The following is a 19,925-nucleotide window of genomic DNA, read 5'->3' on the forward strand; positions in this document are numbered from 1 at the left end:
CTCAGGGGGCGGCGCGGAACACGATGCTGGCGTTCGTGCCGCCGAAGCCGAAGGAGTTCGACAGCGCGACCTCGATCCGGCGCGGCTGCGCCTGCAGCGCGACGCGGTCGATCGCGCTCTCGCGCGACGGCTTCTCGAGGTTGAGCGTTGGCGGCGCGACCTGGTCGCGGATGGCGAGGATCGAGAAGATCCCCTCGACCGCGCCGGCGGCGCCGAGCAGGTGCCCGACTGCCGACTTGGTCGACGACATGGCCAGCCCCGGCGCGGCGTCCCCCCAGAGGCGCTCGACGGCTTCCAGCTCGAGGTCGTCGCCGAGCGGGGTCGAGGTGCCGTGCGCGTTGACGTACTGCACCTCGGCCGGGGTGACCTTGGCGGAGGCCAGCGCGGCCTTCATGGCGCGGAAGGCGCCCTCGTGGCCCTCGGCCGGCGCTGTGATGTGGTAGGCGTCGCCCGACATGCCGTAGCCGATCACCTCGGCGTAGATCTTGGCGCCGCGTGCCTTGGCGTGCTCGAGTTCCTCGAGCACCACGACGCCCGCGCCCTCGCCCATGACGAAGCCGTCGCGGCCTTCGTCCCAGGGGCGGGACGCGGCGGCCGGGGTGTCGTTGAAGCCGGTCGACAGGGCGCGCGCCGCGCAGAAGCCGGCCACGCCCAGTTCGCAGACCGCCGCCTCGGCGCCGCCGGCGACCATCACGTCGGCGTCGCCCAGCGCGATGAGCCGCGCCGCGTCGCCCAGCGCATGCACGCCGGTTGCGCAGGCCGTGACGACCGAATGGTTCGGCCCCTTGAAGCCGTAGCGGATCGAGGTGTGGCCGGAGGCGAGGTTGATCAGCGCCGAGGGGATGAAGAAGGGCGAGATGCGCTTGACCTTGCCCGCGACGGCAAGCTGCGCCGCCTCGTGGATCGTCTCGAGCCCGCCGATGCCGGAGCCGATCATCACGCCGGTGCGGCAGCGCCCCTCCTCATCCTGGGGCGCCCAGCCGGAATCGACCACCGCTTCCTCCGCCGCGACCATCGCGAACTGGATGAAGCGGTCCATCTTCTTCTGGTCCTTGATCGGGATCCATTCGTTGATGTCGAGCCCGCCATCCGCCTTCACGCCGACCGGGATCTGGCCGGCGATCTTGGCCGGCAGGGTCGAGGTGTCGAAGGACTGGATGCTGCGGATGCCGGATTCGCCGGCCAGCATCCGCTTCCACACATGCTCGACACCCAGGCCGAGCGGGCAGGCGATGCCCATGCCGGTCACGACGACACGTCGCGGCGAAAAACCGTTCTGGAACACGCGCGCTACCCCCCAACCCCGGCCTTGGGCGTTACTCGCCCTTCTGCTTCTCGATGTAGTCGATCGCGTCCTTCACGGTGGTGATCTTCTCGGCCGCGTCGTCCGGGATCTCGACGCCGAAGGCCTCCTCGAAGGCCATGACCAGCTCGACCGTGTCGAGGCTGTCCGCGCCCAGGTCGTCGATGAATGAGGCTTCGGCAGTGACCTTCGCCTCCTCGACGCCGAGATGCTCGACGACGATCTTCTTGACCTTCTCGGCGGTGTCGCTCATCGCGTTTACTCTCCGTTCTGCCGGGCGCCCGCCCGTGCCAAGGTTCGTCTGCGTTCCGCCCGGTGCCGGGCGGACTCGCGCCCCGGCCCCCCGCGGAGCCCGGCGCTTATCATGGAAGCATCGCGGGGCCTAGGCGGTCCGCGCGGTGCAGGTCAAGGCCCGGGGCGCGCCGGGGTGCGGGCAGGGGCCTTGCCCGGCCCGACGCGGCGGCGCATGTAGCAGTCAAGCAACACCGAGCGCGGAGGCACCGAGACCCCATGTTCACCCGTCGTACCGTTCTGGCCGCCGGCGCGGCCGGGCTTGCCACAACGGGCCTTTCGGCCCCGGCCGTGGCGCAGGGCGCCGCCCGCAACACGCTCCGCTTCATCCCGCATTCCAACCTGGCCTCGATCGACCCGGTCGGCACCACGGGCTACATCGTCCGTAATCATGGGTACATGGTCTACGACACGCTGTTCGCGACCGATGCCGAGTTCCGCATCCGCCCGCAAATGGTCGAATCCTGGGAGGGGTCCGGGACGGACCTGACCTGGACCTTCAAGCTGCGGGAAGGCCTGCGCTTCCACGACAACGAGCCGGTCCGCGCGCAGGACGTCATCCCCTCGATCCGCCGCTGGGGTGCGCGCGACAGCTTCGGCCAGACGCTGATGGCGGCGGTCGCCGAGATGACGGCGGTGGACGACCGCACCTTCCGCATTCGCCTGAGCCGGCCCTTCCCCCTGTTGATCGACGCGATCGGCAAGCTCTCCTCCCAGGTGCCGTTCATCATGCATGAACGGCATGCGAGCCTCGACCCCAACGTCCCGGTGCCGGAGGCCATCGGCTCCGGCCCCTTCCGCTTCGTCCGCGACCAGTGGGTGCCCGGCAGCCAGGCGGTCTACGAGAAATTCGCGGGCTACGTGCCGCGGAACGAGACCGCCTCTTCGGCCGCGGGCGGCAAGCGCGTCCATGTCGACCGCGTCGAATGGCGGATCATCCCCGACCCCTCGACCGCCGCCGCCGCGCTGCAGACCGGCGAGGTCGACTGGTACGAGCAGCCGGCCTTCGACCTGCTGCCGCTGATGGCCCGGTCGCGCGACATCCGCATCGAGCAGATCGACCCCGTGGGCAGCATCCTGATGCTGCGCTTCAACCACCTCCATCCGCCATTCAACAACCCGGCCATCCGCCGCGCCATCCAGACCGCGGTGAACCAGACCGACTACCTGCAGGCCGTGGTCGGCAATCCCCGCTACTTCCGGGAATGCAAGTCGTTCTTCTCCTGCGGCACCCCGCTGGCGTCGGACGAGGGCACGGGCGCCATCGCCGGCAACATCGACCGCGCGCGCCAGATGCTGCGGGAAGCGGGCTATGCGAACGAGCCCGTCGTCATCATCAGCCCGACCGACATCCCCGCCAACCACGCGCAGTCGCTGGTCACGCAGGACCTGCTGAAGCGGCTCGGGATGAATGTCGAGCTGGTGGCGACGGACTGGGGCTCGGTGCTGGCGCGCCGCGCCAACCGCAACGCACCGACGGCCGGCGGCTGGTCCATCTTCCACACCTGGTGGGTGGGGCCGGATCTCGCGAACCCGGCGCTGCACGCGCCGCTCCGCACCCATGGCGCGGCATCCTGGCCCGGCTGGCCGACCGATGCCGGGATCGAGGAACTGCGCACGCAGTTCCTGGCCGCCGCGACGCCGGACGACCAGAAGCGCATCGCGGTCGAGATCCAGAAGCGCGCCTTCGAGGTCGTGCCCTACGTGACCGTCGGCCAGATGTGGCAGCCGACCGCCTTCCGCCGGAACGTGCAGGACATCCTGCCGTCCCCGGTGCCGTTCATGTGGAACGTGCGCAAGGGATGAGGACGCATGGCGGCGCGGGGCGGCGGGGGCCTCGCGCCGCCCCCCCTTGCGCCGGCTGCATGGCCCGGGTCGCGCGCGCGGGGATTGATCCGGCGGCGCCGAACCTGTCCCCTGGGGGCGCATGTCCGAATCCTCCCGGCCCGTTCCCACGCTGCTCGACCTTTTTCTCACCTACGGCAAGGTCGGGCTGATCGGCTTCGGTGGCATCAACGCCTGGGCCCGGCGCGTGCTGGTCGAGGAAAAGCGCTGGCTGTCGGACCAGGACTACGCCGAGACGCTCGGCCTCGGCCAGGTGCTGCCCGGGCCGAATGCGCTCAATGCCGCCATAATGATCGGCGACCGGTTCCACGGCACCGCCGGCGCCATCGCCGCGCCGGTCGCGTTGTTCGGCGGCCCGCTCATCCTGCTCGCGGGGCTGGCCGTCTTCTACGACGCCTATTCCGATGTGCCGACCGTGCGCGCCGTGCTGGCGGGCGTGGCCGCGGCGGCGGCGGGGATGGTGCTCGGCACCGCGGCCAAGATGACGCAGAAGCTGAAGCCGCCGCTGCCGCTGCTCGCGGTCGGGCTGGTCGCGCTGGTCACGGCCGGCATCCTGCGCGTGCCGCTGCCCTATACCGTGCTGGGCCTCGCGCCCTTCGGCATCTGGGCTGCGTGGTGGGTGCTGCGCGCGCGATGACCTGGATCGTCTTCTGGCAGCTTGTCGTCGGGTTCGGGGCCATCTCGCTGGTTTCGGTCGGCGGCGGCATCGCCGTGCTGCCGGAGATGCACCGCCTGGTGGTCGAGGTGCATGGCTGGATGGACAGCGCGGATTTCGCCCGGCGCTTCGCGCTGGCGCAGGCGGCGCCGGGGCCGAACGTGAACGTGGTCGGGCTGTTCGGCTGGCATGTGGGCGGTCTCGCCGGCCTGGTGACGGCGGTGCTCGCGATGACGCTGCCGACCTCCTTCATGGCCTTCGGATTTTCGCGCCTGCGCGCGCGCCTCGCCGGCCGCGCCTGGCTGCGGGTGGTCGAGCGCGGGCTGGTGCCGATCGCGGTCGGGCTGATCGGCGCCTCGGGGCTGATCCTGGCGCAGGGCACGGCGACGGGGTGGGTGCCGGTGCTGCTGACGGCGGCCTCGGCCATCTTTGTCTGGCGGACGGATTTCTCGCCCCTCTGGGTCCTGGGGGCAGGCGCCGTCGTCGGGTTCTTCCTGCTGTGAACGTCGCGACGCCGCCACTGCGGGCGCCGGAGCCGCGAGGGCTCTGCACGGATTGCGGCGTCTCCCGCATGGCGGATGCCAAGGCCTGCGGCACCGCCTGCCAGTTCATCCGCCCCGACTATGCCGCGCTCGAGGCGAAGGCGCATGGCCGCGCGCGCGACCCCGCCCGGCCGGACGAGGCGCATTTCGGCCCCTTCCGCCGCATGCTCCGCGCCGCGCTGCGCGCCCCGGCGGAGGGCGCGCAATGGACCGGCATCACGACCCGCATCGCCGAACGCCTGCTGGAGACCGGCGCCGTCACCGCCGTGCTGACCATGGCGCCCGACCCCGAGGACCGCTGGAAGCCCGTGCCCGTGCTGGTGACGAAGCCGGACGGCATGGCGCAGTGCCGCGGCATGCGCATGGGCTACGCACCGCTGCTGGCGCTGCTGGAGCCGGCGGCGGCGGCCGGGCACCGGCGCATCGCCGTCATCGGCATCCCGTGCCAGGTCTATGCGCTGCGCGCGCTGCAGGATCGCCTCGGCTTCGAGGAAGTGTTCGTGATCGGGACGCCCTGTTCCGACAACACCACGACCGAGAATTTCCATCGCTTCCTGGCGCTGGTGGACCCTTCGCCAGCGACGGTGACGTACCTGGAATTCCGCGCCGACTACCACGTCGAGATCCGCCACGAGGACGGCCGGAAGCGGGAGATCCCGTTCCTGCTGCTGCCGCTGGCCGACCTGCCGGCGGATTTCTTCCCGCTGACCTGCCGAACCTGCGTCGACTACACGAACGTGCTGGCCGACATCACGGTCGGCTACATGGGCGGCACCGGTGCGCAATGGCTGATCGTGCGCAACGCGAAGGGGGAGGCGCTGGTCTCGCTGCTCGGCGAGGAGGTGGTGCTGGAAACGCCCGCCAGCGCCGGGCGCCGCACCGCCGCGGTCCGCGGCTTCATGGCGAATACCGAACGCGCGGCGGGCGGGCTGCCGCTGCGGCGGATGCCGAACTGGGCGCGCCCGATCGTCGCCTGGCTGCAGCCGCGCATCGGCCCGCGCGGCCTCGAATTCGCCCGCGCGCGGGTCGAGATGAAGGCGATCGAGACGGTGCTGCATCTGCGCCGGCAAAGGCCCGCGATGATGCGCAACATGATCTCGCGCCATGTCTGGGCATTGGTGGAACGCTACGGGCTGAAGCCCGGCCCGGGCGAGACGCGCGAGAGCCTTGCGCCCTCGCCGCCGCGCGCGCAGAAGGCCGCGGCACACGAAGGACCACGCCCATGATGGACAAGGACGCGCTGACCGCCTGGGCGCTCGCCAATGGCTGGACGATGATCGCGGGGAACCCCTCGCTGACCAAGCCGTCCTCGCCCAAGGAGGCGATCGTGCGCATGCTGCTCAAGGCGACTGTCGTGACGATCGAGGCGAAGAAGCCCGCCGGGAAGTGGGAGAAGCTTGCCTCCGAGCCCTATGGCAAGATCGAGGCCGACCCCGAGGGCGGCCCGCCCCAGGGCCTCGGTTTCGGCAAGTTCCCGAGCCTGACCATGCTGATGCAGGAAAACCGGGACCGGCAGGTCTTCGCACGGATGACCGGCAAGGGCTGAGATTGACCGACCGGCGGCTTGCGCGGCATGTCGCGGGCCATGTCCGACCTGCCCGCCGCCCTCGCGACCCTGCTCGGCCCCGCCGGGCTGCTCACCGACCCCGCCGACATCGCGCCGGCGCTGTCCGACTGGCGCGGCCTCTATCGCGGCGCGGCGCTGGCGGTGCTGCGCCCGGCCGACACCGCCCAGGTGGCGGACTGCGTGCGGATCTGCGCGGATGCCGGCATCGCCATCGTGCCGCAGGGCGGCAACACATCGATGGTCGGCGGCGCGACGCCCGAGGGTAATGGACGCTCGGTCGTTCTCTCGCTCGCGCGGCTCAACCGCACTCGCGACATCGACCCGCTCGACATGACCATGACGGCCGAGGCCGGCGTGGTGGTGAAGGCCGCGCAGGACGCGGCGGCCGAGGCGAACTGCCTCTTCCCGCTGTCCTTCGGCGGCGAGGGAACGGCCATGATCGGCGGCATCCTGTCGACCAATGCCGGCGGCAACACCACGGTGCGATACGGCAATGCGCGCGAATTGATGCTCGGCCTGGAAGTGGTCCTGCCCGACGGGCAGGTCTGGAACGGGCTGCGTCGCCTGCGCAAGGACAACACGGGCTATGCGCTGCGCCACCTGTTCGTGGGCGCCGAGGGCACGCTCGGCATCGTCACCGCCGCCACGCTCCGGCTGTTTGCCCGCCCGCGCGCCAACGAGGTGCTGTTCTGCTCGGTGGCCGACGAGGATGCGGCACTGGCCGTCTTCCGTCGTTTCCGCGACGCCGACGAGACCGCGATCCGCGCCTTCGAGTACATGTCGGGCCTTGGCGTCGATTTCGCGGTGAAGCACATCCCCGGCGTGACGCTGCCGCTTGCTCAGCGCGCCGACCACTACATCCTGGTCGACCTCGCTTCGACCCGGGCGGATGCCGACCTGCAGGGGCTTGCCGAGCAGGTGCTGGGCGCCGCGATGGAGGCGGGCGAGGTCCTGGACGCCGTGGTGGGCGGCAGCGAGGCGCGCCGCCAGGCCCTCTGGCGCATCCGCGAGGAACACCCGGAGGCGCAGCGCAAGGAAGGCGCCTCGGTCAAGAACGACGTCTCCGTCCCGGTCTCGAAGGTGCCGGACCTCATCCGCCGCGCCTCGGCCGCGTGCGCGGAGCTGATCCCGGGAATCCGCCCCGTCCCCTTCGGCCACATGGGGGACGGCAACATCCACATGAACCTGGAGCAGCCGCCGGGCATGGACGCCGGCGCCTTCCTCGCGCGCAGCCACGACATCATGGACACCGTGAACGTGGTGGTGCGCGACCTCGACGGGTCGTTCAGCGCGGAGCACGGAATCGGCCGGCTCAAGACCGACATGATGGAAGCCTGGCGCGGCGGCGCCGAACTGGATGCGATGCGGCGCATCAAGGCGGCGCTCGACCCCGCCGGGCTGATGAATCCCGGCAAGGTGCTGCCGTAACCGGGGGTTGAAGCGGCCGCCGGGCCGCGAGGCTTCCGGCCAGGGTGACAAAGCTTTAGGTTGCCGGGCCCGCATGACCCGGATCGACCGCTACCTGTTCCGCCAGCTCGCCGCCGCCCTCATCGCCGTCACGGTGGGGCTGGCGGCGCTTGTCTGGCTCACGCAGTCGCTCCGCTTCATCGAGCTGGTGCTCGACCGCGGGCTGTCGCTGCTGGTCTTCATCAAGCTGACCAGCCTGATGCTGCCCAACTTCTTCGCGATCATCCTGCCGATCACGACCTTCGTCGCGGTGCTGTTCACCTATGTGCGCCTGGCGGCGGACCGGGAACTGGTGGTGATGCGCGCGGCGGGCCTGTCGCAGTGGCGGCTGGCGCGCCCGGCGGTGCTGCTCGGCGCCCTTGCGACCGGGCTCTGCCTCCTGCTCAACCTCTGGCTCGTGCCGCTCTCGCATACTGCCTTCCGGCAATGGCAGTTCGAGATCCGCAACCAGCTGGTCGGCGTGCTGCTGCAGGAAGGCGTCTTCTCCCAGGTGGGGGACGACCTGACCGTCTACGCGCGCTACCGCGACCCGGATGGAACGCTGCGCGGCATCCTCGTGCACGACCAGCGCGACGCCGGCGCGCCGGTCACGATCCTGGCCGAGGCCGGCCGCATCACCACCACGCCGACAGGCCCGCGCGTCACGCTCATCAACGGCGTGCGCCAGCAGGTGGAGGCCGCGCGGGGCGAGGTGCCAATGCGCCTCAACACGCTCTCCTTCACCGAGAACAGCATCGACCTCGCCCGCGCGGGCCGGGGGGAGGAGGCGCGCTCGCGCGATTCGCGCGAACGCTCGATCCGCGAATTGCTCGACCCCGACCCCGCCGAGGGCTTCCGCGACCGCGACCTCCGCCGCTTCAGGGCGGAGGCGCACCAGCGCCTCTCTTCGCCGCTCACCGCGGTCTCCTTCGCGCTCGTGGCGCTGGCGGTGGCGCTCACCGGGCAGTTCCGCCGCCATGGCGGGGGCCTGCGCATCGCGGTCGGCATCGGCATCGGCGTCGGCCTGCTGGCGGCGGGGCTTTCGGCCGGCAACCTAGCGGCGCGCGACAATGCCTTCGTGTCGTTGATCTGGGCGCAGGCCATCCTGCCCGGCATCGTCGCCGTCTGGTGGATGCTGGGCGCGCCCGGCTGGCCGCGCGGCGCGCCGCCCCCGGTGCCGGCCGCGCCATGACCCTCGCCAAGACGCTGATGTCCTACGTCGCGCGGCGCTTCGCCAGCGCCACGCTCGCCATGCTGGTGGCGCTGGCCGGCCTCGTCGCGCTGTTCGACCTGATCGAGCTGCTACGCCGCGCGGCGACCCGCCAGGACGCGACCTTCGCGCTGGTGTCGCAGATCGCGGCGCTGCGCATTCCCTTCGTCGCGATGCAGATCCTGCCCTTCGCCATCCTGCTCGGCGGCATCATCGCCTTCTGGCGCCTGACGCGGTCCTCGGAACTGGTCGTGGCGCGCGCGGCGGGCGTCTCGGCCTGGGGCTTCCTCGCGGGGCCGGTGCTGGTCGCGGTCGTCCTCGGCGCCGTCGCGACGGCGGCGATCTCGCCCCTGTCCTCGGCCATGCTGGCGCGGGCGGAACGGCTCGACCAGCAATACCTGCGCAATGCCGGGGGTATCACCGCGCTGGCCGGCGGCCGGCTCTGGCTGCGCCAGGCCGATGAGGGGCTGGACCCGCGCGGCGTCGCCATCGTCTCGGGCCGGCCGGTCACGCCGCGCGACCTCCGGCCGGGGGAGGCGTTCCGCCTCGATGGCGTGACGATCTGGCGTCTCTCCGCCGACGATCGCCCGCTCGCGCGCGTCGAGGCGCCCTCCGCCGTGCTGACGCAGGGGCGCTGGATCGTTGCCGAGGCGGTCTCCTTCGGTGGCGCCCGCCTGCCGACCCCCGTGCAGCGCCTGGAACTGCCGACCGACCTGACGCCCGCGCGCATCCAGGATTCGTTCGCGAGCCCCGACACGCTGTCCTTCTGGGCGCTGCCGGACTTCATCGCGGTGCTGGAAGGCGCCGGCTTCTCAGCCGTGCGGCACCGGTTGCACTTCCAGTCCCTGCTGGCGCTGCCGCTGCTGGCCGCGGTCATGGCGCTGCTGGCCGCCGGCTTTTCGATGCGCTCGTCGCGGCGCGGCGGCGTGGCGCAGATGATCGGCGGCGGCGTCGCGGCCGGCTTCGCGCTGTTCGTGATCGACAAGGTAACGGGCGAATTCGGGGAGGCCGGCACGCTGCCTGTCGTCTTCGCCGCCTGGGCGCCGGCCGGGGCGGGCTTCCTGCTCGCGACCGCGCTGCTGCTGCATCTCGAGGACGGGTGAGGACGATGCCGACGATGCCGAGGCTCGCGCCGCTCGCCGCCGCCTTCCTGTTCGCCGCAGCCCCGGCGTCGGCGCAGACCGCGGCGCCGGCGCCGATCGTGGCGCCGCGCGATGTTGCCCCGGTGCTGCCCGGCACCCCTGCCGCCACGCCCGCGGCGCCCGCGCGCCCCGCCGACGACCAGCCCGTCACCTTCACAGCCGCCGAGGTCGAGTACGACCAGAACCGCGCGCTCGTGGTCGCGCGCGGGCGGGTCGAGGCCTGGCAGGGCGGCCGCGTGCTGCGCGCCGACGAATTCACCTACGACCGCAACACCGGCGTCGCGACCGCGCGCGGCAACGTCCAGTTGATCGAGGCCGACGGCCAGGTCCTGTTCGCCGAGAGCGTCGTCCTCGAGAACCAGTTCCGCGACGGCGTGCTCGACGGGCTGCGCGCGCTGCTGGCGCAGAACGGCCGGCTGGCCGCCGCCGGCGCGCGGCGCACGGGCGGCAATGTCTTCGACCTCTCCCGCGTCGTCTATTCGGCGTGCAGCCCCTGCGAGAACGACCCGCTCGCGCCGCCCGTCTGGCAGTTGCGCGCGCGCACCGCCACGCTCGACCAGGCGGCGCGCCAGGCGCGCTACCGGGACGCCGTGGTCGAATTCGGCGGCGTCCCGCTGTTCTGGACGCCCTACCTGCAGCATCCGGCCGGCGACGCGCCGCGCCAGTCGGGCTTCCTGAGCCCGACCTTCGGCATCACCGACTTCCTCGGCGCCTTCGTCGAGACACCTTACTACTGGGCGATCGACCAGAGCCAGGAACTGGTGCTGCGGCCGCAATTCGCGACGCGCGCCGCGCCCAACCTCGGTCTCGAGTACCGCCGCCGGTTCAACGCCGGGGAGATCGAGGCGGAAGGCTCGCTCGGCTACCTCGACGGGGACGACAACACCTCCCGCGGGTTCGCCGGACATATCTTCTCGCGCGGGAGGTTCTCGATCGACGAGACCTGGCGGACGGGCTTCGACTTCAACCGCGCCACCAGCGAGGATTACCTCCGCATCTACCGCTACGGCGCGCGGCGGCTGCTGACCTCGACTGCCTTCGTCGAGGGCTTCTGGGGGGCCGATTCCTACGCCCGCTTCGATTCACAGATCTTCCAGGGCCTGCGCGACACCGACGACAACAGCCGCATCCCCGTCGTGCTGCCCAACCTCTATTTCGACTGGCGCGCGCCGCGCGACAGCCTGGGCGGCACCTTTACCTTCGACACCTGGAACTTCGCGACCTTCCGCGACCGCGGCACCGACACGCAGCGCGCCGCCGTGCGGCTCGGCTATTCCCTGCCCATGTCCGACCGCGCGGGCGGGCTCTGGACGCTGCGCGCGCAGTCCGACCTCGCGGGCTATGGCTACAGCGACCTCGGCCTCGCGCCTAATTTCTCGACCGCGTCCAACGACGGCAGCATCGGCACCGCCAATATCCGCGCGGCGCTCGACTGGCGCATGCCCTTCATCCGTTCGGCCGGCGAATACGGGCACCAGATCGTCGAGCCGCGCCTTCAGGTGGTGGCCGGGCCCGTCACCGGCGCGCAGGCCGGCGTGCCGAACGAGGACAGCATCGATTACGAGTTCACCGACGCGAACCTGTTCAACCTGAACCGCTTCGGCGGCCGCGACCGGCAGGAAGGCGGGACGCGCATCGACTATGCGCTGCGCGGCGCCTGGTACTTCCCGAATGGCGGGCTGCTCGAGGGGCTGGCCGGCGCGTCCTACCGCATGCAGCGCGACGGCGGGCCCTTCTACGAGGGCAGCGGGCTCGAGAACCGCGCCTCGGACTATGTGGCCCGCGCGCGCGTGATGCCCGTTCCCTGGCTCGAATTCATGGGTCGCGGCCGCTTCGCGCAGGACGACGCCGACCTGCGCTTCCTCGACCTCTCCTCCACCCTCTATCTCGAGACCGGAACCTCGCTGACGGCGGGATACCTCTACACGCCGGCGGTGCCCTACCTGAATCCGGTCCGCAATCGCGACGAAGTCGCTTTCGGCGTCACCCAGCGCGTCGGATTCTGGCGGTTCAGCGCCTTCGGTCGCTACGACATCAACGAGAACCGCGCCGTCGCGGTCTCCGCCTCGGCCGGCTACGAGGACGAGTGCTTCCTGCTTGAGGCGCGCTTCCTCCGCCGCTTCGCGGAGGATCCCGCGACGCAGGACCTCTATCCCGCCAGCACGATCCTGATGTTCCGGATCGGGCTCAAGACCGTGGGCGACATCGGGTTCCGCGCCATCTGACCCGGCGCGGGCGCAACCCGCGCTTCCCCCTCGGGGCGCGACGGCCTAAGAAGGCCCGGCCATGACCGCCGTGACGATCCCCCACGCCCGGCGCCTTGCGCGCCTTCCGGCCCTGCTCGCCGCCTTCATCCTCGGCGCGCTCGCCGCATCGCCGCCGGCCCAGGCGCAGCGTGCCAACCGCATCGCGGCGGTCGTGAACGGGGATGTCATCACCCAGGCCGAGGTCGAGAGCCGCCGGCGGCTTCTCGCACTGTCGGCCGGCGTCACCGGCGACGTGGCCGGGCGGGCCGACGACCAGATCCTGCGCCTGATCATCGACGAGCGGCTGCGCACGCAGGAAGTCGCGCGCCGGCGCATCGCCGTGACCGACCAGGACATCGCCAACTCGGTCGCCGACATCGAGACACGCAACGGCCTGCCGCAGGGCGGCCTGCGCGACAACCTGCGCCGCCAGGGCATCGACCCGCGCGTGCTGTATGACCAGATCCGCGCGCAGATCGGCTGGAACCGCCTGCTGCGCGGCCAGCTCGGCGCCCAGGCCAATGTCAGCGAGGCCGAGATCGCGGAATACGTGGCCGCGCAGCGCGCGCGCACCGGCCAGCCGGAATACCTCGTTTCCGAAATCTACATCCCCGTGACCAACCCGGGGCAGGACGCCGACGTCCAGCGCTTCGTCTCCGACATCATCGCCCGCCTCCGCCAGGGCGTGCCCTTCCCGATGGTCGCGACGCAGTTCAGCCAGTCCCAGACCGCGCTGCTCGGCGGCGACCTCGGCTGGGTCCCGCCCGACCGGCTGGACCCCGAAGTGGCCGCGGTCGTCCAGCAGATGCCCGAGGGCGCCGTGTCGAACCCGATCCGGGTGCCCGGCGGCTTCGTCATCGTCACGCTGCGCCAGAAGCGCACGGCCGGCCGCGACATGGCGACCATGCTGACCATCCGGCAGGCCTTCCTGCCCTTCGAAGGCCAGGTGAACCCGGCGGCACCCACGGCGCAGCAGCTCCGCCAGGTGGAAGCGGCGCAGCGGATCTCGGAATCGGCGCGGTCCTGCGATGCGCTCGAGGCCGCCGCGCGCGGCGGGCCGCGCCCCTCCGACCCCGGCACGGTGCGTCTCGACACCATCACGCCGCCTGAATTGCGCGACCTGCTCGGCAGCTTGCCGATCGGGCGGCCCTCGCAGCCGATCATCTCGCCCGACGGCGTGCTCATTATCGCGGTCTGCTCGCGGGAGACCCGCAACCTGGCCGAGATCACGCCGGACCAGGCGCGCGACCGCCTGCTGCGCGAACGGGTCGAGCTGGTCTCCCGCCAGGTGCTGCGCGCGCTGCAGCGGCGCGCGCAGATTGACATCCGCTCCACGCGCGAGGCCCCGGCCGCCGGCCAGCCGCAGCGCCGCGGCTGACCGCGGCTGCGTGGCGGACGAGACCCTTCCCGGCCTGCGCGAGACCATCGCGCGGCACGGGCTCGATGCCCGCAAGTCGCTCGGCCAGCATTTCCTGCTCGACGCCGCGCTCTGCGCGCGGATCGCGGCGCTGGCCGGTAACTTGGCCGGCCGCCACGTGCTGGAGGTGGGGCCGGGCCCCGGCGGGCTGACGCGCGCCCTGCTCGCGACCGGCGCGGCCGAGGTGGTGGCGGTGGAACTCGATCGCCGCGCGGTGGCGGCGCTGGCCGACCTCGCCGCGGCGCATCCGGGGCGCCTGCGTGTGATCGAGGGCGATGCGCTCAGGATCGACCCGGCCGCGCTGCTGCCCGGGCCGCGGCGGATCGTGGCCAACCTGCCCTACAACGTCGCCTCCCCGCTGCTGGTCGGCTGGCTGCGCGGCGCCGCCGCGATCGAGGGCATGGCGCTGATGTTCCAGCAGGAAGTGGCGGAGCGCATCTGCGCCGCGCCCGGCACCGACGCCTATGGCCGGCTGTCGGTGCTGGCGCAGTGGCGCTGCCGGTGCGCGTTGCTGCTGCGCCTGCCGCCCGGCGCCTTCAGCCCGCCGCCCAAGGTCTGGTCGGCCGTGGTCGGCTTCACGCCGCATGCGGAGGATCCCGGCCCTGCGCTGTTCGCCGCGATGGAACGCACCACCGCGGCCGCCTTCGGGCAGCGGCGGAAGATGCTGCGTGGGGCGCTCAAGGTGCTGGGCGAGGCCGAGTCGCTGCTGGCGGTGGCGGGCATCGAGGGGACGCGGCGGGCGGAGACGCTGAGCGTCGCGGAATTCGACCGGCTGGCGCGGGCGGTGCTGGCGCGGGGCCGATGAAGGGCGGGGGAGGGGAACCTCCCCAGAGCCGGGACCCCACGGCGTTGCTTTGCAGCCCCGCGTGGCCCCCGAGCCGTCCGTTCCTTGGCTCTTGGCGCCACACCTCGATGGATCGGCACCAGGTGCCAAGGAAGGTTGAGGGGGGCGCGGGGGGAGAAGTTCCCTTCTCCCCCCCCTATCCACAGCCATCCACAGCGCACGCCCCGCCCAGCCGGTCTAGACTGCCCCCATGAATGACATCGACCCCGCGGGGGGCAGCCTGCTTGGCCTCTCGCAGCGCCTGCCGCCCTCCAACCTCGCGGCCGAGCAGGCGCTGCTCGGCGCGCTGCTCGCGAACAACAAGGCCTATGAGCGGGTCTCGGAGTTCCTGGCGCCCGAGCATTTCGCCGACCCGATCCATGGCCGGATCTTCCAGGCGATCCAGCGCCGCGTGGAGGCCGGGCAGCTGGCCGACGTCGTCACGCTGCGCGGGGAATTCGAGCATTCCGGCCTCCTCGACGAGGCCGGCGGGCCGGCCTACCTGGCGCAGCTGCTCTCGGCCATGGTCGGCATCATCAATGCCGGTGAATACGGGCGCGTCGTCTACGACGCCTATCTGCGCCGGCAGCTGATCGATCTCGGCGAGGTGGTCGTGAACCGCGCCTTCGGCGCCGAGGCCGAGCTCGACGCCCGCATGCAGTTGGAAGCCGCCGAGCAGGCGCTGTTCGACCTGGCGAAGGAGGGCGGCGCGGGCGATGGCGGCTTCGTGTCCTTCGAACGCGCGCTGACGCTGGCGGTCACGCATGCCGAGAAGGCATTCACGACGCCGGGCGGCGTCTCGGGCCTGCCAACGGGGCTGCGCGACCTCGACGCCAAGACCGGCGGGCTGCATCCCTCGGACCTGCTGATCGTCGCGGGACGGCCCGGCATGGGCAAGACGGCGCTGGCCACCAAGATCGCCTTCGGTGCCGCGAAGTCGATCCTGCGCGCGGCGCGGGAGGAGGACCCGAACGCCGTGCCCAAGGGGGGCGTCGCGATCTTCTCGCTGGAAATGAGCGCCGACCAGCTCGCGACCCGCCTGCTGTCGGAGGAAGCGCGCATCTCGGGCGACCGCATCCGCCGCGGCGAGATCGGCCAGCGCGACTTCGACCGCTTCGTGGAGGTGAGCCGGGAGATGGCCGCCCTGCCGCTCTGGATCGACGACACGCCGGCCATCACCATCTCGGCGCTGCGGACGCGTTGCCGGCGGCTCAAGCGCACCAAGGGGCTCGACCTCGTGGTGGTGGACTACTTGCAGCTGATGCGTCCGGCGGCGGGGACGCGGCCGGAGAACCGGGTGCTCGAAATCTCGATGATCACGCAGGGGCTGAAGGCGATCGCGAAGGAGCTATCAGTGCCGGTGATCGCGCTCTCGCAGCTCTCGCGCGCCGTGGAAAGCCGCGAGGACAAGCGGCCGCAGCTGTCGGACTTGCGCGAATCAGGCTCGATCGAACAGGACGCCGATGCGGTCATGTTCGTCTACCGCGACGACTACTACCTGCAGCAGCGCCAGCCCAAGGACCTGAACTTCGACAACCCCGAGAAATTCCACGACGCGATGGAAAAGTGGAAGTCGGACATGGAGATGGCGCACAACAAGGCGGAACTGATCGTGGCCAAGCAGCGCCACGGCCCGACCGGCATGATCCGCCTGTATTTCGAGGCCGAGTTCACCCGCTTCGGCGACCTCGACACCCAGCACGAGGAGCCGATGCGTGGCTGAGCCGCTGTTCGGCCAGCCGGTCCTGCGCGTCGACCTGCCCGCGATCGTCGCCAATTGGCGCGACCTCGCGGCGCGCGGCGCGCCGGGGGCGGTGGCCGGGGTGGTGAAGGCGAACGGCTACGGCCTCGGCGCTGCGGAGGTGGCGCTGGCGCTGCGGGCGGCCGGCTGCCGGCACTTCTTCGTCGCCTGCCTGACCGAGGGGCTGGCGCTGCGCGCGGCGCTCGGCGCCGGGCCGATGATCGCGGTGCTGGAAGGCTTCCCGCCGGGTGACGATGGCGACGCGGCGCTGGTGCCGGTGCTGAACGCGCTCTCGGACGTCGCGGCGCATGGCGCGGCCGGCCGCGCGGCGGGGGTGGCGCGGCGGGCGATCCTGCATCTGGACACCGGCATGGCGCGACTCGGCCTCGATGCGGGGGAGCAGGCGCGGCTGGCCGCCGACCACGGGCTGCTGGCGGGGCTCGATCCCCTTTATGTGATGACCCACCTCGCCTGCGCGGACGAACCCGGTCATCCGCTGAACGCGGAACAGGCCCGGCGCTTTACGGCGGCGTGTGCGGCGCTGCCGCCGATGCGGCGGTCGCTTGCCAATTCGTCCGGGCTGTTCCTCGGGCCGGGCTTCGCCTCGGACCTCGCGCGGCCGGGCTGCGCGCTCTATGGCGTCAACCCGACGCCGGGCGCGCCGAACCCCATGCGCCAGGTGATGCGGCTCGAGGTGCCGGTGCTGCAGGTGCGCGACATCCCGGCCGGCGCGACGGTCGGCTATGGCGCATCCTGGGCGGCCGCGCGCCCTTCGCGCATCGCGACGGTTGCCGCGGGCTATGCGGATGGCTACCTGAGGAGCCTGTCGGGTTGCGCCGTGGCGGAATTCCGCGGCCGGCCCGTCCCCCTCGTCGCGCGAGTGTCCATGGACCTGACCACCTTCGACGTCACCGACCTGCCCGAGATCGTGCCCGGCGAACACCTGGTGCTGATCGGCGGCGCCGGCTGCAGCCCGGACGAAGTCGCGGCACGCGCGGGCACGATCGGGTACGAGGTGCTGACCTCGCTGGGCGCACGCTACGCCCGCGACTACATCCGGGGCTGAGCGCTTGGACTTGGTGCTGAACCCTGTCGCCGCGATCGGGCGCGGCGTGCTCCATGCCTGCCGGACGGTGGGCGCGGTCGCGCTGTTCGCGCTGGAGGGCGTCTCGCACCTGCTGCGGCCGCCCTTCTATGGCCGGCTGTTCCTGCGGCACCTGGTGGAGATCGCGTATTTCTCGCTGCCCGTGGTGGCGCTGACCGCGATCTTCACCGGCATGGTGCTGGCGCTGCAATCCTACACGGGCTTCGCGCGCTTCAACGCGGAAGGCGCCGTGGCCAATGTCGTCGTGCTGTCCATCACGCGCGAACTCGGCCCCGTCCTGGCCGGGCTGATGGTGGCGGGACGGATCGGCGCCGCATTCGCGGCCGAGATCGGCACCATGCGCGTGACCGACCAGGTCGACGCGCTGACCACGCTGTCGACCAACCCGATGAAGTACCTGGTGACGCCCCGGCTGCTGGCCGGCATCGTGGCGCTGCCCTTCCTTGTCGTGGTGGCCGACATCCTCGGCGTCATGGGCGGCTGGCTGATCGGCACGACGAAGCTCGGCTTCGGCTCGGCCGGCTACCTCAAGGCCACCATGGATTTCCTCGAGGTGATGGACGTAGTCTCCGGCCTCGTGAAGGCGGCCGTGTTCGGCTTCGTCATCACGCTGATGGGCTGCTGGTGCGGCTACAACAGCCGCGGCGGCGCGCAGGGCGTGGGTGCCGCAACGACAACCGCCGTCGTCTCGGCCTCCATCCTGATCCTGGCGCTCGACTACGTGCTGACCGAGATGTTCTTCGCCCGATGAGCGACGCCGCACCCAAGATCCGCCTGCGCGGCCTTTCCAAGGCCTTCGGCGCGAAGACGGTGCTGGACGGGGTCGACCTCGACATCCGCGCCGGGCACGGGATGGTGATCCTGGGCGGATCGGGGTCGGGCAAGTCGGTCACCATCAAGTGCATCCTCGGCCTGATCGCGCCCGATGCCGGCACGATCGAGATCGACGGCCGCGACATCCTCCGCATGTCGCGGCGCGAGCGCGAGGCGCTGAACGACCGCATCGGCATGCTGTTCCAGAACGGGGCCCTGTTCGACAGCCTGCCGGTCTGGGAGAACGTGTGCTTCAAGCTGCTGGCGCAGAAGCGCATCACGCGCGCCGGCGCGCGCGACAAGGCGGCGGAGGTGCTGGCGCAGGTGGGGCTCGCGGCGTCGGTCGGCGACCTGTCGCCCGCCGAGCTCTCGGGCGGCATGCAGAAGCGCGTCGGCCTCGCGCGCGCCATCGCCGCCGAGCCCGACATCATCTTCTTCGATGAACCCACAACGGGCCTCGACCCCATCATGGGCGCGGTGATCGACGGTCTGATCGTGGACGTGGTCAAGCGCCTCGGCGCCACGGCCGTGAGCATCACGCACGACATGGCGAGCGCGCGGCGCATCGGCGACGACGCGGCGATGCTGCACAAGGGCACGATCGTCTGGACCGGGCCGGCGGCGGCGCTGGGGGATACCGGCAACGCCATGGTCGACCAGTTCGCGCGTGGCGAACGGGAAGGGCCCATCCAGATGGAACTGCGGCGCTAGCGCCGCCCTGCGGCGATTGTCCTGGCTCCCCCTTCGCGCGCGGGCGCATCATCAACCCTGAATCTGCGATTGCCGCAGATCCGTCGCGAAACGGAAGGGGCCGCCCGCATGGCCGAAGACGTCATCCGCTTCCCAGACGGGAAGGTCTATGAGCGCAGCATGGGGGCCTGGAGCCGGCTGGCCGGATCCGTCTTCCTCGACTGGCTCGCGCCGGCGCCCGGGCTGCGCTGGATCGATGTCGGCTGCGGCAACGGCGCCTTCACCGAATTGCTGATGGCGCGCTGCGCGCCGGCCGAGACGCTGGGCGTCGACCCCTCCGCCGGGCAGCTGGCCTACGCGCGCGAACGCCCCGGCGTGGCGGGCGCCCGCTTTCTCGAAGGCGACGCCATGGCGCTGCCCTTCGAGGATGCCCGCTTCGACGCCGCCACCCTGGCGCTGGTGATCTTCTTCGTGCCCGATCCCGCGAAGGGCCTGGCCGAGGCGGTGCGTGTCGTGCGCCCCGGGGGCGAGGTCTCGGCCTATGCCTGGGACTTCTTCGGCGGCGGCTTTCCCTTCGAGCCCTTCCTGGAGGAATTGCGCGCGCTCGGCATCGTGCCGACGCTGCCGCCGCGCGTGGACGCCTCGCGCATGGAGGCGCTGCGCGAACTGTGGACGGAGGCGGGCCTCGAAGGGCTCGAGACCCGCCGGATCACGGTCAGGCGGGAATTCGCGGATTTCGATGACCTCTGGGCGAGCAGCACGGGCTCGGCGAGCATCAAGCCGGTGCTCGACCGGCTGGCGCCCGCGGATCTCGACCGCTTCAGGGACGGCGTGCGCGCGCGCCTGCCGGCGGGCGAGGCCGGCCGCATCGCCTATGACGCGACGGCTAATGCCATCCGCGGGCGGGTTGCCGGGCGGTAGGCCCGCGCACGTCGCCTGGACGAACCCCTCCTCTCCGCGAGGCGGCGGATGCGCACGATCCGGGCAAGGAGATGCCGGGCGGACGCCGTCTCGTCGGATCGCGCCGATGGGCCGCGCGCGCCAAGGCGCGCCGCGATGACGCGCCCGACGACAGCCGCGCCTGGCCGC

Annotated in this window: 18 protein-coding genes; 16 read left to right on the forward strand and 2 right to left on the reverse strand. The window is 71.7% G+C overall.

From position 1 onward, the window contains the following. Position 1 precedes the first annotated feature (1 nt). Positions 2-1,285: a beta-ketoacyl-ACP synthase II gene (gene fabF / locus E8M80_RS05820; RefSeq protein WP_137124735.1), complete on the reverse strand. Its 1,284-nt coding sequence runs from the start codon at positions 1,283-1,285 to the stop codon at positions 2-4. A 31-nt stretch (positions 1,286-1,316) separates the two neighbouring features. After that, positions 1,317-1,556 (reverse strand): acyl carrier protein, encoded by a 240-nt coding sequence (locus tag E8M80_RS05825; RefSeq protein ID WP_137124736.1) that lies wholly within the window; start codon positions 1,554-1,556, stop codon positions 1,317-1,319. Positions 1,557-1,813: 257 nt separating this feature from the next. On the opposite strand from E8M80_RS05825, the gene E8M80_RS05830 reads away from it, so the two are divergent. The 16 genes from E8M80_RS05830 to E8M80_RS05905 all read left to right on the forward strand — a co-directional run bounded on the left by E8M80_RS05830 (position 1,814) and on the right by E8M80_RS05905 (position 19,757). Then, entirely contained in the window at positions 1,814-3,400 is a 1,587-nt protein-coding gene (locus tag E8M80_RS05830) for an ABC transporter substrate-binding protein (protein ID WP_137124737.1), read from the forward strand. Positions 3,401-3,521: 121 nt separating this feature from the next. Continuing rightward, positions 3,522-4,076, forward strand: a complete 555-nt coding sequence (locus E8M80_RS05835; protein WP_137124738.1) for a chromate transporter — start codon at positions 3,522-3,524, stop codon at positions 4,074-4,076. Next, the gene (locus tag E8M80_RS05840; RefSeq protein ID WP_137124739.1) at positions 4,073-4,597 is read left to right on the forward strand and encodes a chromate transporter; all 525 of its coding nucleotides are present in this window, start codon (positions 4,073-4,075) and stop codon (positions 4,595-4,597) included. Before E8M80_RS05835 ends, E8M80_RS05840 begins: the two co-directional genes overlap by 4 nt. Beyond that, positions 4,594-5,862 (forward strand): Coenzyme F420 hydrogenase/dehydrogenase, beta subunit C-terminal domain, encoded by a 1,269-nt coding sequence (locus tag E8M80_RS05845; protein WP_240789912.1) that lies wholly within the window; start codon positions 4,594-4,596, stop codon positions 5,860-5,862. Before E8M80_RS05840 ends, E8M80_RS05845 begins: the two co-directional genes overlap by 4 nt. Beyond that, entirely contained in the window at positions 5,859-6,182 is a 324-nt protein-coding gene (locus E8M80_RS05850; protein WP_240789913.1) for a hypothetical protein, read from the forward strand. The genes E8M80_RS05845 and E8M80_RS05850 overlap by 4 nt, the downstream gene beginning before the upstream one ends. A 39-nt stretch (positions 6,183-6,221) precedes the next feature. After that, a complete protein-coding gene (locus E8M80_RS05855) occupies positions 6,222-7,631 on the forward strand; it encodes an FAD-binding oxidoreductase (RefSeq protein WP_137124740.1) in 1,410 nt (469 codons plus the stop codon). Between the two features lie 73 nt (positions 7,632-7,704). After that, positions 7,705-8,841 (forward strand): LPS export ABC transporter permease LptF, encoded by a 1,137-nt coding sequence (gene lptF / locus E8M80_RS05860; protein ID WP_137124741.1) that lies wholly within the window; start codon positions 7,705-7,707, stop codon positions 8,839-8,841. Further along, positions 8,838-9,962: an LPS export ABC transporter permease LptG gene (gene lptG, locus E8M80_RS05865; RefSeq protein ID WP_137124742.1), complete on the forward strand. Its 1,125-nt coding sequence runs from the start codon at positions 8,838-8,840 to the stop codon at positions 9,960-9,962. Before lptF ends, lptG begins: the two co-directional genes overlap by 4 nt. A gap of 5 nt (positions 9,963-9,967) precedes the next feature. Next, complete coding sequence (locus E8M80_RS05870; RefSeq protein ID WP_240789914.1) at positions 9,968-12,226, forward strand: LPS-assembly protein LptD; 2,259 nt, start codon at positions 9,968-9,970, stop codon at positions 12,224-12,226. A 61-nt stretch (positions 12,227-12,287) separates the two neighbouring features. Next, the gene (locus tag E8M80_RS05875; RefSeq protein WP_137124743.1) at positions 12,288-13,625 is read left to right on the forward strand and encodes a peptidylprolyl isomerase; all 1,338 of its coding nucleotides are present in this window, start codon (positions 12,288-12,290) and stop codon (positions 13,623-13,625) included. Between the two features lie 10 nt (positions 13,626-13,635). Continuing rightward, positions 13,636-14,469 (forward strand): 16S rRNA (adenine(1518)-N(6)/adenine(1519)-N(6))-dimethyltransferase RsmA, encoded by an 834-nt coding sequence (gene rsmA, locus E8M80_RS05880; RefSeq protein WP_137124744.1) that lies wholly within the window; start codon positions 13,636-13,638, stop codon positions 14,467-14,469. 229 nt (positions 14,470-14,698) lie between these two features. Then, complete coding sequence (locus E8M80_RS05885) at positions 14,699-16,210, forward strand: replicative DNA helicase (protein ID WP_137124745.1); 1,512 nt, start codon at positions 14,699-14,701, stop codon at positions 16,208-16,210. Then, complete coding sequence (alr, locus tag E8M80_RS05890; protein ID WP_137124746.1) at positions 16,203-17,294, forward strand: alanine racemase; 1,092 nt, start codon at positions 16,203-16,205, stop codon at positions 17,292-17,294. Before E8M80_RS05885 ends, alr begins: the two co-directional genes overlap by 8 nt. Positions 17,295-17,298: 4 nt before the next feature. Next, positions 17,299-18,084, forward strand: a complete 786-nt coding sequence (locus E8M80_RS05895) for an ABC transporter permease (RefSeq protein WP_137124747.1) — start codon at positions 17,299-17,301, stop codon at positions 18,082-18,084. After that, positions 18,081-18,857: an ABC transporter ATP-binding protein gene (locus tag E8M80_RS05900; protein ID WP_137124748.1), complete on the forward strand. Its 777-nt coding sequence runs from the start codon at positions 18,081-18,083 to the stop codon at positions 18,855-18,857. The genes E8M80_RS05895 and E8M80_RS05900 overlap by 4 nt, the downstream gene beginning before the upstream one ends. Before the next feature lie 108 nt (positions 18,858-18,965). Next, entirely contained in the window at positions 18,966-19,757 is a 792-nt protein-coding gene (locus E8M80_RS05905) for a class I SAM-dependent methyltransferase (protein ID WP_137124749.1), read from the forward strand. The last annotated feature ends 168 nt before the right edge of the window (positions 19,758-19,925 follow it).

This window comes from Roseomonas sp. HF4, assembly GCF_005222755.1.
Taxonomy (GTDB): domain Bacteria; phylum Pseudomonadota; class Alphaproteobacteria; order Acetobacterales; family Acetobacteraceae; genus Neoroseomonas.